This window comes from Streptomyces sp. NPDC005438, assembly GCF_040606315.1.
Classification (GTDB): Bacteria; Actinomycetota; Actinomycetes; order Streptomycetales; family Streptomycetaceae; genus Streptomyces.
The window spans coordinates 85,404-98,711 of record NZ_JBEXEP010000001.1 but is presented as its reverse complement, the minus strand read 5'-3'; the positions used below and the strand labels follow the sequence as shown (position 1 = coordinate 98,711).

At 72.7% G+C, this 13,308-nt stretch carries 7 protein-coding genes and 1 CRISPR repeat array; of the genes, 4 read left to right on the top strand and 3 right to left on the bottom strand.

The window, feature by feature from the left end; all coding sequences use genetic code 11:
* Positions 1-461: 461 nt before the first annotated feature.
* Together ABZT14_RS00430 and ABZT14_RS00425 are read left to right on the top strand one after the other, a co-directional pair.
* On the top strand, positions 462-1,409 hold the full coding sequence (locus ABZT14_RS00430) for a cytochrome P450 (RefSeq protein ID WP_356294681.1): 948 nt from the start codon (positions 462-464) through the stop codon (positions 1,407-1,409).
* A complete protein-coding gene (locus ABZT14_RS00425) occupies positions 1,351-1,734 on the top strand; it encodes a cytochrome P450 (RefSeq protein WP_356294678.1) in 384 nt (127 codons plus the stop codon). The genes ABZT14_RS00430 and ABZT14_RS00425 overlap by 59 nt, the downstream gene beginning before the upstream one ends.
* 123 nt (positions 1,735-1,857) lie before the next feature.
* Here the strand turns inward: ABZT14_RS00425 and ABZT14_RS00420 are convergent, their stop codons facing one another.
* The 3 genes from ABZT14_RS00420 to ABZT14_RS00410 all read right to left on the bottom strand — a co-directional run bounded on the left by ABZT14_RS00420 (position 1,858) and on the right by ABZT14_RS00410 (position 6,105).
* Complete coding sequence (locus tag ABZT14_RS00420) at positions 1,858-3,576, bottom strand: hypothetical protein (RefSeq protein ID WP_356294675.1); 1,719 nt, start codon at positions 3,574-3,576, stop codon at positions 1,858-1,860.
* 673 nt (positions 3,577-4,249) lie between these two features.
* Positions 4,250-5,002: an MIP/aquaporin family protein gene (locus ABZT14_RS00415; protein ID WP_356296956.1), complete on the bottom strand. Its 753-nt coding sequence runs from the start codon at positions 5,000-5,002 to the stop codon at positions 4,250-4,252.
* A gap of 254 nt (positions 5,003-5,256) precedes the next feature.
* Positions 5,257-6,105, bottom strand: coding sequence for a VOC family protein (locus ABZT14_RS00410; RefSeq protein ID WP_356294672.1), 849 nt, complete (start codon positions 6,103-6,105; stop codon positions 5,257-5,259).
* Between the two features lie 128 nt (positions 6,106-6,233).
* Here ABZT14_RS00410 and ABZT14_RS00405 point away from each other — a divergent pair, with 128 nt between their 5' ends.
* Together ABZT14_RS00405 and ABZT14_RS00400 are read left to right on the top strand one after the other, a co-directional pair.
* Positions 6,234-11,903 (top strand): type I polyketide synthase, encoded by a 5,670-nt coding sequence (locus ABZT14_RS00405; RefSeq protein WP_356294669.1) that lies wholly within the window; start codon positions 6,234-6,236, stop codon positions 11,901-11,903.
* Between the two features lie 65 nt (positions 11,904-11,968).
* Positions 11,969-12,715, top strand: coding sequence for an alpha/beta fold hydrolase (locus tag ABZT14_RS00400; RefSeq protein WP_356294666.1), 747 nt, complete (start codon positions 11,969-11,971; stop codon positions 12,713-12,715).
* A gap of 66 nt (positions 12,716-12,781) precedes the next feature.
* A CRISPR array of direct repeats spans positions 12,782-13,134; the repeat unit is 29 nt; unit sequence GTTGCGAACCCACCAGGGCTGATGACGAC.
* Positions 13,135-13,308 lie beyond the last annotated feature (174 nt).

Genomic DNA, 13,308 nt, shown 5'->3' with positions numbered 1-13,308 from the left:
GACCCGCCCCGCCGGCACCGGAACTCCGCCCTGACCGCACCCGCGCCCCCTACGGCCCCGCCACGACCAGCTCCCGGCGCCCCAACGCCAGAACAACAGGCTCCGGCACCCCGCCCTCTCGGAACCGACCCGGACCCCACGCACACCCCGAAGCCCCGCACCCCGCCCACACAGCGCCCCCTCCCACCCCACCAGACCCACCCAACAGTGGGTCCGCACCGGGCGAGCGGACGGACTCGGGGTGCCGGGTGGAGGGGGCCCCAGGGTGAAGCCCCGGGGTGGACGGACCTGTTGACGGGTGGGTGGGGGGCGAGTAGACGGACGGGTGGGCCGACCGTACGGCCCGGGCGAGGTGGGCGTACTCCCCCGACCACGGGCGACCGGGCCTCTCCCCGACCGGCCACCCAGGGGACGTACCGCGCCAACTCGCCCTTCCCTCCCGCGAGTTCGAGGAGCCGACCTTGGACACCCGTCCACTGTGCCTACCGGAGCGGCTGGACGAGGTGGACCTCGCCAACCCCGCGCTGCACGCCACCCACAACCTGCTCCCGTTGTGGCGGAGGCTGCGGGAGGAGGCCCCGGTGTACTGGAGCCCCGCGCGGGGGGCGAGGCCGGGCTTCTGGGTGGTGACCCGGTACGCCGACGTACAGGCGGTGCTCAGCGACCACCGCGCCTACACCTCCGAGCGGGGCAACCTCCTCGACACCCTGCTGGCCGGGGGTGACTCGGCCGCCGGGAAGATGCTGGTCGTCACGGACGGACCGCCCCACCGGGCACTGCGCGGCGCGCTGTTGCGCCCCTTCTCGCCCCGGTCCCTGGAGGTCGTGGTGGGGAGCGTACGGCGGGCCGCCCGGGAGTTGGTGCGGCGAGCCGTGGAGCGGAGAACGGTCGACTTCGCCTCGGAGGTGGCCGCGCACATCCCCCTGGCCGCGATCTGCGACCTGCTCGGAGTGCCGCCCGAGGACCGGCCCCGGATCATCGGGCTGACCTCCTCCGCCCTCTCCTCCGCCGAGGGGGTGCCGACCGAGGAGGCGACCTGGTCCTCGCGGAACGGACTGCTGCTGTACTTCTCGGAGTTGGCCGCGTCCCGTCGGGCCAAGCCATACGACGACGTGGTGAGCCTGCTGGTGACCAGGGAGATCGACGGGCGACCACTGAGCCACGAGGAGATCGTCTACAACTGCTACAGCATCGTCATGGGCGGCCACGAGACCACCCGGTACGCCATGATCGGCCTGCTCCAGGCGCTGGTGGAACGCCCCGACCAGTGGCGGGCGTACAAGTACGGCGAGGTGGGCACCGCCTCGGCCGTGGAGGAGGCGCTGCGCTGGACCACCCCGGTCCTCCACGGTGGCCGCACCGCCACCCGGGACGTACGCCTCGGGGAGGCGGGAGATACGGCGGGGTGACCTGGTCACCGGCTGGCTGGCCTCCGCCAACCGGGACGAACGCGCCGTCCCCGCCCCGGACGACTTCGACCTCGCCCGCTCCCCCAACCGCCACCTGACCTTCGCCCACGGCCCGCACTTCTGCCTGGGCGCCTACCTCGCCCGGGCCGAACTGTCCGCGCTGTTGGAGGCATTGCGCGACCTGGTGGCCCGGGCCGAACCCGCCGGGGAGGCCCGCCCGGTGTACTCCAACTTCCTCAGCGGGCTGTCCAGCCAACCGCTGACCCTCATCGCCGAACCCGTCCCGGTCGCGGTGGACGCCCCCTGGACGTACGCGGGTACGTGAGCGGACGCCCGCCGCGCGCTCCCCGGGTCGGAACGGGTGACGGGCACCCGTCGGTCGGGATCGACCGCCAGCGACACCCACCCACACCCCACCGCAGCTCATTTCAGCTCGACAGGACGTCCCCTACACCGGCTTGACGTCGGTGCAGTTGGTGAACGGCTTCCAGGGGCGTTCGCCGTCCTTGTCGGGGGCTCCGGCGTACTGAGGGTCGCCGGTGATCTTCTGGTTGCGTTCCTCGTGGGTGATGTCGACGCCGAACAGCTTGAACCCGGTGTTGAGGGACCCCGAGGAGAGGCCGAAGCCGATGCCCAGGGAGGCGTTCCACCAGTCGGTGTTGACCTTGTAGTCCAGGCTGGTCACCTTCGCCTTGTCGTGCAGCAGACGCTGGATCTCGGTGGGGTTCTCCGGCAGGGCGTCCGCCGCGTCCTCCGGTGAGGGCAGGCCGTTCTCGGGGTTGTCGCCGCCGTCGCGGAGCCACTCCTCGACCGCCGCCGCGTCGTCGTCGTTCTCCAGCTTCAGCTCGGCGCTCTGGGTGTGCAGGTCGGTCTCGGTGCTGCCGCCGCCTCCGCCGACGTCGATGGTCACCGGGCCCGCGTTGGCTCCCGCCCCGACGTTCACGCCCTCACCGCCGGAGGACTCCTGGCTGGTGGTGATGGACAGCTTCTCCGGGCGGTGCGGCCGGTCCTCCTTCTCGTCCTCGTCGTAGGTCTTGGCGTCGTAGGTCACCGCGACCTGCTGCATGTGGGAGCCACCGGCCTGGTAGCCCTCGCCCACCTTGCCGTTGCGGCTGAAGGTGTAGACGAAGGTGATCTTCCCGGCGTCCTCACCGGTCTTGTGGCGCATGACGACCACGTCGTCGCTCATCGCGCCGGACAGTCCCTGGGTGGACAGGTTGCCCACGTCCTTGGTCTCGGGGGTGTTGCCGATGACGCTCTTGGACTGGGCCTCCTGGATCTTCTTGTCCAGCGCCTTGCCCTTGAGTCCGGGGTTCTGCTTCCTGACCCGGTCGGCCACCTGGTCCTTGATCTTCTTGACGCCCTTGTCGTTCTTGGCGTAGCTGCCGCCGAAGGTCACGTCGCCGGACTTGTCGGTGGTGGTCTTGGTGATGTCGACGTCCGGGGCCTTCTCGGGGTCGACGTCGGGCTTGTCCTTGTCGGCGTGGTAGCTACAGATCATGCCCAGCTCGGCGGCGCGGGGCCCGGACTTGTTCTTGCACTCCTCGGCCTTCTTCAGGTACTCGGCGAACTGCTTGGCGTCCTCGTAGTTGGCTTCGAGGTCCTTCTGCTTGTCGCCCGACTTGTGGGCGTTGAACATCCACTGACCGCCGCTGCCGCTGCTCTTGACGTAGCTGCCGCCCAGGGTGGCGCCGCCGCCCCAGCCCTTGAGCTTGCCGATGCTGACGCCCAGGTTGCCGGTCACCCCTCCGCCGGTGGAGCCCACCCGCTCCATCGTCGCCGTGCCGTCGGACCACTGCTGGACCTTGACCTGCTCGGACTTGGAGATCTTGATGAACAGCACCTGGACGACCACGGTGTCCTTGGTCTCCTCCGAGGACAGCAGGCACTTCTCGGGGTGGAAGGGGTCGTCGTCCGGGTCGTCCTTGCCGGGGTCGCCGCTGTCCTCGTCGCCACCGCCGGCCTCGTTGCTGCGGCAGCCGGGGCCGGAGCCCTCGGAGGCGACGGTCTGTACGGCCTCGCAGTACCGCTGCGAGATCTCGCCCCCCAGGTCCGTGGCGATGAGGGTGACCACGATGGCCGTCGCCACCGCCGTCAGCCCGACGTACTCGATGCCGCCCTGTCCCCGGTCCCTCTTCGCGGCCGGTTCCGCCCCAGGATCCGGCACCGCTCTCCCGGTGCGTGACCACCCGCGCATCCCGCCCACCCTCCACCGTCGATCTGCTCCGTGGCCCCCGTGGAGGTGACGGTAGGAACTCGGGGCGGGGCCCAGGAGGGCCCAGGGGCTCATTTGCGGACCCAAAGGTCGAGACCAGGAAGGAACCAGAAGCGGAGCCACCAGCCCCACTTACGGCAATCACGGGCACCGCTCGACCACAAGTGGGCCACCCTCGCCCCCAAACAGGCACCCCAAGCCTCTGAACTGGGAAGACCTCACCCCAGGCGGGCCGATCGGCACCGGATACGGGGGCCCAAACGGGGCGGACCACGATCCCCGCGAGCCGGATCACCCATGAGAGGCGGGGCCACGAGGCCGGGGCGCCCGCCCGCTGACCGGGGGAACATCACCACCGCACCCGGCCGGCACCCCCGCGCCCCCTCGTACGGAGGCCGCCCCGTACCGAGGGACCGGAACCGGAACCCGGTACCGCACCTGTGACGACCCCGTGGGCACCGCCGGACGTGTCGGACGCGCCCTCGGGCAAACAGCGGGGTGACCTTCGCAAACCGAGGAGCCCCCGGTGGCCGCGACCGCCCCCGGGCGCGGTGACCCGCGCACAGGTCGAGGGCCGGACCGCGTGTCGGCGGTCCGGCCCTCGGGGAACGGGGTGGAGCGTGGCTCAGGGCTGGTAGCGGGCTCCCGGGTCCGGGGCGATCTCGAACAGCAGACCCGCCAGGGTGCCGCCGATGATCGGGCCGAGGACCGGGACCCAGGCGTACGCCCACTGAGCGGCGCCCTTGCCCTTGATGGGCAGCAGGAACGCGTAGGCCAGCCGGGGGCCGAGGTCACGTGCCGGGTTGATGGCGTACCCGGTGGGGCCACCGAGGGAGGTACCGATGACCAGCACCACGAAGGCGACACCCGCGTAGCCCAGCCCGGAGTTGCCCGGGTCGCCCACGCCGATGTAGCTGGGCGTGAACAGGACGAAGGCCACCAGCACGAAGGTGCCGATGATCTCCGTGACCAGGTTCCAGGGCTTGCTCTCGATCTGGGGGGCCGTGGAGAAGATGCCCAGCGTCTTGCCGGGCTCCGGGTGGTCGTCGAACTGGAGCTTGTAGGTCGCCCAACACACCACGGCGCCGAGCACACCACCGACCATCTGGGCGGCTATGTAGACCGGGACGTCGCTCCAGGCGGTCTTGTCCACGATGGCCAGGGGGATGGTGATCGCCGGGTTCAGGTGCGCGCCCGTGGGGGCCGCCAGGCTGGCGCCGGTGAACACGGCGAAACCCCAGCCGATGTTGATGAAGAGGGTTCCGGTGTTGTTGCCGTTGGTCTTCCGCAGCACGTTGTTGGCCACGACGCCGGTACCCAGGAGCACCAGTACCGCCGTACCCAACATCTCCCACAGGAAGATCTCGCCCATGCTCACGTCGGGCGGTCCGGCCGCAAGTAGTGTCATCCGTTACCTCCACGTCATTGTGGCCATACGGCCGGTGGTACTCCGGGAAAACGCCCGCGACTGTACTGCCTGCACCACAGCCCAGCCAGCCTTGTTCACCATAAAACCGGGCCGGGTATGTGGCTCCGTCATGCGCCCAACGGAGTGGGGGTCAGGACTCCACGACCGTCGTCCGGCGGCCGGACCCGAAGGCCCGGGGCGTGTCCGAAGGGTTGCCCCAACGATCAGGATTCATGCGCCAGTTCGAGTACCGCGAAGGTCGCGCCCCAGGGGTCGCTCAGCACCGCCAGCCCCCGGCCCAGGGCGTCACCGCTCCTCACCAGGACCGTGCCGCCCTTCCGGGTGACCGCCTCGGCCGCCTCGCGGGCGTCGGTGACCCCGAAGTACGGCATCCAGAAGCCGTCCGCCCCGGGCCCGGCCGGGGACTCCCCGGTCGGGGAGCCCTCGGCGGGGGCGCCGCCGGGGCCGGCCTCCCCACCCGGGTCAGCCCCTCCGTCCGGGTCGGGCAGCGGCCTGCGCCCGGCCACCGCCTGGCCGTGCAGCTGGTAGGCCGCGTACTCCGGGTCGCCGGCCGCCGGGTGGTCGGCCGCCTTCAGGCCCAGCAGGGCCAGGTAGAAGGCGTCGGCGGCCGGGGGGTCGGGGGTGGCCAGCTCCGCCCAGCACAGGGCGCCCGGCTCCCCGACCAGTCCGGCGCCCATGTGGGCCCGGGGCTGCCAGAGGCCCAGGTGGGCCCCGGTGGCGTCCTTCACCCCCAGGTGCCGGCCCTGCACTCCGAAGTCGCCGGGCGGCTCGGTGACCTCGCCGCCCGCCTCGGGGACCCGCTCGGCCGCCTCGTCCGCGTCCCGGACGGCGAAGGCCACGATCCAGCTGGCCCCGGCCCGGTCGGTGCGGGCGATGCCGGCGACCATCTGACGACGCGTGGTGGCGTAGCGGTAGTGCTGGAAGGCCGCTCCGGTCCGTACGTAGTCCCACCCCAGTACGGCCGTGTAGAACGCCTCGGCCGCCTCGGGGTCGGGGGCCAACAGGTCGGCCCAGCACAGGGATCCGACCGGGTGGGCGGTGGGTTCGGGCATCTGCACTCCGTAGGCGTCGGGGCCGCTGCCGGCAGCCAGCTGACCATGCGTCGGGCGGCGGACGCCAGGCATTGACCGTGCCTGGTCGCGCGGCAGAGTATGCACCCACAGTCGTGAGGGGGATATACGTGTCCGGTGTGCACCAGGCGAGGCGTCAGGAGGGCCCGGAGCGGTCCGACACCCCGGGCGGGGAACCCATCGCCATCGTCGGAATGTCACTGCGCGTACCCGGTGCCAGCGGCCTGGAGGAGTTCTGGGCCAACCTGTCGGCGGGGGTCGACTCGGTCACCCGCTTCGACGAGGAGACCCTGCGTCAGGCCGGCATACCCGAGAGCGACCTGACGGACCCGCACTACGTCCGGGCCAAGCCCGTCCTTGAGGACGTCAAGGAGTTCGACGCCGAGTTCTTCGGCATGACCCCGCGTGAGGCCCAGGTACGCGACCCACAGCACCGCCTGTTCCTGGAGTCGGTCTACACCGCCCTGGAGCACGCCGGGTACGACCCGCTGGCCGTGCCCGGCGACGTCGGCGTCTACGGCGGCGCCGCCCCCGGCTTCTACCGCGAACTGAACGTCCACCACCACCCCCGGGTCGCGTCGATGCTCGGCGAGGTCGGAGTGGTCGTCGCCAACGCCACCGACTACCTGACCACCGCCGTCTCCCACCAGCTCAACCTCACCGGGCCCAGCGTCAACGTGGTGACCGCCTGCTCCACCTCGCTGGTCGCCGTCCACCTCGCGGCCCGGGCGCTGCGCGGCGGCGAGTGCGACGCGGCGGTGGCCGGCGGCGTACAGGTGGAGCTGCCGGCGGTCACCGGCTACCGCGCGGCCGAGGGCGGCATGTTCTCCGTCACCGGCCGGGTACGCCCCTTCGACGCCGAGGCCGACGGCACCATCTTCGGCACCGGCGTGGGCTGCGTGGTCCTCAAGCGGCTGTCGGACGCGTTGGCCGACGGCGACCGGGTGCACGGACTGGTCCGCGCCTCGGCCGTCAACAACGACGGCGCCGGCAAGTCCGGGTTCACCGCCCCCAGCGTCCCCGGCCAGTCCCGCCTGATCCTGCGCACGATGCGGGAGGCCGGACTCCACCCCTCCGCCATCGGCTACGTCGAGGCCCACGGCACCGGCACCAAGGTCGGCGACCCCATCGAGGTCAACGCCCTGACCGAGGCGTACCGGGAACTGGGCCTGACCGAGCCGGGCCGCTGCCCCATCGGCTCGGTCAAGGGCAACCTGGGCCACCTCGGGCCGGCCGCCGGCATCGTCGGCCTGATCAAGTCGGTGCTGGCCATCGAGCACGGGCGGATACCGCCCAGCATCAACTACTCCACCCCGCACCCCGACCTGCGCCTGGAGCACAGCCCCTTCTACGTCAACACCGAACTGTCCCCCTGGCCCGAGGGGCACCCCGAGCGACTGGCGGCGGTCAGCTCCTTCGGGGTGGGCGGCACCAACGCCCACGTGGTGGTCGCCGAACCCCCCGAACCCCCCGCGCGGGACGCCGCCGCCACCGACCGCACCGGACAGCCGGTGGTGCTCGCCCTCTCCGCCCGCACCCCCGAGGCCCTGGACGAGGCGCGCGCCCGGCTGGCCGACCACCTGGGCACCGGACCGGACCGGGGCGCCCCCGCCGGGGGCCGGCCGGCCGACCTGGTGGACGTGGCCGCGACCCTGGGCTGCGGCCGGCCCGAGTTCGCGCACCGTACCGCCGTGGTGGTGGAGCCCGGACGGTCCCCCTCCGAGGCGCTGGCGAAGGACTCCGACCACTCCACGGCCGTCCCGGACGCCGAGCTGGCGTTCCTGTTTCCCGGCCAGGGCTCCCAACACCTGGGCATGGGCCGGGAGTTGTACCAGCACCTGCCGGTCTACCGGGCGGCCCTGGACGAGTGCGCCGAACTGCTGCGCCCCCACCTCGACGCCGACCTGCGCAATCTGATGTGGGACGAGGGCCCCGAGGCCGCCGCCCGGCTCACCCGCACCGAGGTGGCACAGCCCGCCCTGTTCACCGTCGAGTACGCCCTGGCGCGGCAACTGGAGCACTGGGGGCTGCGCCCGTCCGCCATGGTGGGGCACAGCGTCGGCGAGTACGTGGCCGCCCACCTGGCCGGGGTCTTCACCCTGCCTGACGCGCTACGGCTGGTCGCCCGACGCGGCGCCCTGGTCGGTGCCCTCCCCGGCGGCGCCATGCTCGCCGTACCGAGGAACGCCGACCGGCTCCCCGACCTGCCCGGGGTGGACGTCGCCGCCTACAACGGCCCCGGCATGACCGTGGTCTCCGGCCCCCACGAGGCCGTCGACCGGGCCCGGGCGCTGCTGGCCGAACAGGGCGTCGACGCCCGGCCGCTGCACACCTCGCACGCCTTCCACTCGGCCATGATGGACCCGGCCCTGGACGCCTTCGCCGAGGAACTCGCCACGGTGGACGCCGCCCCGCCCCGGCTGCCGTTCGTGTCCAACGTGACCGGCGACTGGATCACCGACGAGCAGGCCACCGACCCCCAGTACTGGGTACGCCACCTGCGCGGCGCCGTACGCTTCGCCCCCGGCGCCGAACTGCTGCTGGAACGCGACAACCGGCTGCTGCTGGAGGTGGGCCCCCGGCAGGTGCTGCGCTCCCTCGCCCGGGCCCAGGCCGCCGCCGGCCGCCGCTGGGACCGGGTGGTGCTGGCCACCATGCCCGGCGCCCACGAGGACCGGGGCGAGACCTCCCAACTGGCCGCCACCGTCGCCGGGTTGTGGACCCACGGCGCCCACGTCGACTGGCCCGCCTACTGGGGCGAGGGCTGGCGCCGGGTACCGCTGCCCACCTACCCCTTCCAGCGCCGTACCCACTGGCTGGACCCGGTCGCCCCCACCGACACCACCACCGGCGCCGCGAGCCCCGTCGAGGAGGGGCGCCGGCCCATCGAACGCTCCCTGTTCCAGCCCGAGTGGCGACGCGACGACTCCCACCAGGACCAGCCCTCCTGGGCCGGCCCCTGGCTGGTGTTCCGACGCGGCGAGGGGGCGGACGACACCGTCAACCGGCTGCGCCACGAGGGCGCCCGGGTGGTCACCGTCGAACCCGGCCCCGCCTTCCGCCGGCTCACCGGCAGCCGCTACCAGCTGCGCCCCGGCACCCGCGAGGACTACGACCAGCTGCTGGACGCCCTGGTCGCGGACGGCCTGGCGCCCAACCGCGTACTCCACGGCTGGCTGCTGGGCCCGCCCACCGAGGACGCCGGGGAGGAACTGTCCGACTGGCTCGACCTGGGCTTCTTCGGGGTGCTGTTCCTCGCCCAGGCGATGGCCGCCCGGGGCACCGCCCTCACCGAGGGACTGCGCTGGGACGTGGTCGGCTCCCGGCTGCGCGCCGTCACCGGGGACGAACCGGTCGAGCCCGCCCGCGCGGCCGTCCTCGGGGTGTGCGACGTGATGGCCAAGGAACTGTCCGGGGTGTCGGTGCGCTGTGTCGACGTCACCGAGGGCGCCTACCAGCGCGGACTGTGGGACGCCCTGGGTCGGCCGCACGGCGGCGACCGCTGGGTGGCGGTACGCGGCCGACGCCGCTGGGTGCTGGACTACCGCGAGGTGCCCCCGCCCCGCGCCCCCGGCGACGTGGGCCCACTGCGCGAGGGCGGCACCTACCTGGTCACCGGCGGGCTGGGCGGCATCGGCCGTACCGTCGCCGAGGCCCTGGCCCGGGCGGTACGGGCCCGGCTGGTGCTCACCGCCCGCTCCCCGTTCCCGCCACGGGAGGACTGGGACCGGGTGGTAGCCGAGGGCGGGGAGGCCGCCGACCGGGTCCGCTGGGTACGCGGGGTGGAGGAGCTGGGCGGCCGGGTGCTGGTGTGCCGGGCCGACGTGGCCGACGCCCCCGCCATGCGCGCCGCCGTGGAGGAGGGCGAGCGCGAGTTCGGCCCGATCCACGGGGTGTTCCACACCGCCGGCGTACCCGGGGGCGGACTGCTCGCCCTCAAGACCCGCCAGGAGGCGGAGCGGGTGATGTCCGCCAAGGTGCACGGCACCCTGGTACTGGACCAACTCCTGGGCGAGCGCACCGAGTTGATGGTGCTGTTCTCCTCCATCGTCTCGGTGGCCGGCAACCTCGGCCAGACCGACTACGCCGCCGCCAACGCCTTCATGGACGCCTACGCCCACGCCCGCGACGCCTCCGGCCCCGGCTTCACCGTCTCCGTCAACTGGGACTCCTGGGCGGAGGTCGGGATGGCGGCCCGGGCGGACGAGCTGGCCCCGGCCGCGTTCCGCGCCCTCCAGGCCGGCGCCGACCCCGGCACCGGACCCCTGACCGGCGACACCCCCGGGCCGGCCGCTGACACCGCCGACCACCCCCGGGACGACGAGGAACCCGCACCCACCGGGGACCCTCGGGCAGGGGAAGCCCCACCGGTGCCTCCCCTACCCGAGGGAGCCCACCCCCTCCTGGGGACGCGGCGGGACGAGGAGGACGGCCGCATCCGGTACCGGGTGGCCATGGACGCCACCTCGCACTGGGTACCGCGCGAACACCTGGTGGGCGGCGTCCCCATCTGGCCCGCCACCGCCTACCTGGAGGCGGTACGCGCCGCCGGCGCCGACGCCCTGGGCGAGGGCCCCCGCTCCACCGAGCGCCCCCTGCTCCTCAGCGACGTCACCTTCCTGTCCGTACTGGCCCTGGCCCAACGCCGCACGGTGCGCACCACCCTGGCACCCGAACGCGAGGGGTACCGCTTCTGGATCGACAGCTCCCCCGACGAACGGGAGTGGACCGAGCACGTCACCGGCCTGGTCCTGCCGGCACCCGACGCCGCGCCCCAGGACGCCGACCTGGAGGTGCTGCGGGAACTGCTGCCGGTCACCAAGTCCGACCGCGAGTCCTACCGCCCCCAGATCGGACTGGTCGACTTCGGCCCCCGCTGGTTCAACCTCGCCGAACTGCGCCGCGACGACCACACCACCCTGGGCCGTGTCGAGATGCCCGAGGAGTACCTCGACGAACTGGCCGACTACCCCCTCCACCCGGCCATGCTCGACGCCGCCACCTCCAACGTGGTCTACCTGCCCGAGCTCGCCGACACCGGGGAGAGCTACCTCCCCTTCTCCATCAGCGCCGTCACCGTACGGGCCCCCCTGCCCCCCACCCTCCACGTCTACGCCCGCCGACGCGGCGACCACCAGGGGCGGCTGTTCACCTTCGACCTCACCCTCACCGACGACCACGGCCGGGAGGTCGTCGACGTCACCGGCTACACGGTCCGCACCCGCGACCCCGAGGCGTTCCGGCACAGCGTCGCCGCTCTCGACGTCACCCTCGAGGCCGACGCCGGCCGCGACCCCGACCCGCAGGCGCCCGGGGACATCCCCGACCCCACACCCCCACAGGGCATCGGCGGCGAGTACGCCATCCGCCCCGAGGAGGGCGTACGGGCCCTGTGGCACATCCTCAGCGAACGGCTCGGCCCCCAGGTCGTCGTCATACCCGAGGGGATGCGCACCCGCCTCCGCTCGGTCGAACGGCTCACCCAGGACGTCATCGCCGGCACCGCCCACACCACCTCCGAGGAGTCCGTCCCCACCACCCCCACCGAGGACGGCCCCGCCACCGGCAGCACCGAGGAACGGCTCCTGGGGCTGTGGGCCGACGCCCTCGGCATCGAGGGGGTCACCGTCGACGACGACTTCTTCGCCCTCGGCGGCAACAGCCTGGTCGCGGTCCAACTCGCCGCCCGCGTACGGCAGGAGTTCGAGGCCGACCTGCCCATCGCCACCCTCATCGAACGGCCCACGGTCCGCGCCGTGGCCGAGATCATCTCCCGCTGACCGTACCGACCGCCCCCACCAGCCCCGCCAACCCCACCGCCCGTCCCGCCCACGAACCGGTGACCATGAGTACCACCCCCTGGCTCCCCTTCCCGCCCTCCGGCGAGGCCCCCCTCACCCTGGTGTGCCTCCCCTGCGCCGGACAGGGCGCCTCGGTCTACCAGCACTGGCGCCGCCTCCTCGCCCCCGAGGTCGACGTCCTCCCGGTACAGCTCCCCGGGCGGGAGGGCCGGGCCACCACCCCGCCGTTCACCGACATGGACGCCCTGGTCTCCGAACTGCTCCCCCTGCTGGAACGTCAACTCCCCGGCCCCTACGCCCTGTTCGGGCACAGCCTGGGCGCCGCCATCGCCCTGGAGACCGCCCGCCGCGCCCAGGCGGCCGGCTGGCCACCCCGACGGCTGGTCGTCGCCGCGCAACGCCCACCCCACCTGCCCCTGGAACGGGAACCCCTCCACGACCTGCCCCACGCCGCCTTCATGACCACCCTGGGCCTGTACGGACAGGTGCCGGTGGAACTCTTCGACGACCCCGCCGCCGTGGAACTGGCCGCCACCAGCCTGCGCGCCGACTTCACCCTCGTCGAGACCTACCGCCCCTCCCCCGAACCCACCCTCGACTGTCCGGTGACCGCCCTCGCCGGCCTCGGCGACACCAGTGTCCCGGTACGCGCCATGCGCCACTGGGCCGAACTCACCACCGGCCCCTTCACCCTCCGCCCCATCCCCGGCGACCACTTCTTCGTCCACCAACGCACCGAGGAACTCACCGGCCTCCTCCGCTCCACCCTCCGCAACGACCACCCCGGTTGATACCTCCGCACCGGGACGTTGCGCAGGCGGTCGTGACCGATGGCCCCGGGAGCAACGCGGTACGACGTCGCGAACCCCTGGGGGTTGATGACGACCGGGGTGGACCGCTCCTCCGCATAGGAAGGCTCAGCGTTGCGAATCCACCAGGGCTGGTGACGACTGCTGGGCTCCAGCTCCTCGTCCACCAGCTCCTCACGTTGCGAACCCACCAGGGTTGATGACGACATGAACTTCAAGCGCTTGGAAGGCATCCGCCGCCGGTTGCGAACCCACCAGGGCTGATGACGACGTGAACGCTGCGCCGGCCGCCCCCTGCCACTTCGCGTTGCGAACCCACCAGGGCTGATGACGACCCGGGGAAGCAGTCTGGTCCGTGGGACCAGACTTCGTGTTGCGAACCCACCAGGGCTGATGACGACGCCAGGGTAAAGCCGCTGTTGGGGGGCTGTGTAGGCGGCCTCTGGGGCGGTGTTTTTGCAGCGGACCGCCGGTAGTGCAAGTGCGCAGGTCACAGCGTTGCCGGTGTGGGGTGGGTGGGGGTTTCCAATCTGGTGGACGTTCCCGCGAGGGGGAGCGGCTTCACCCCTCACCAC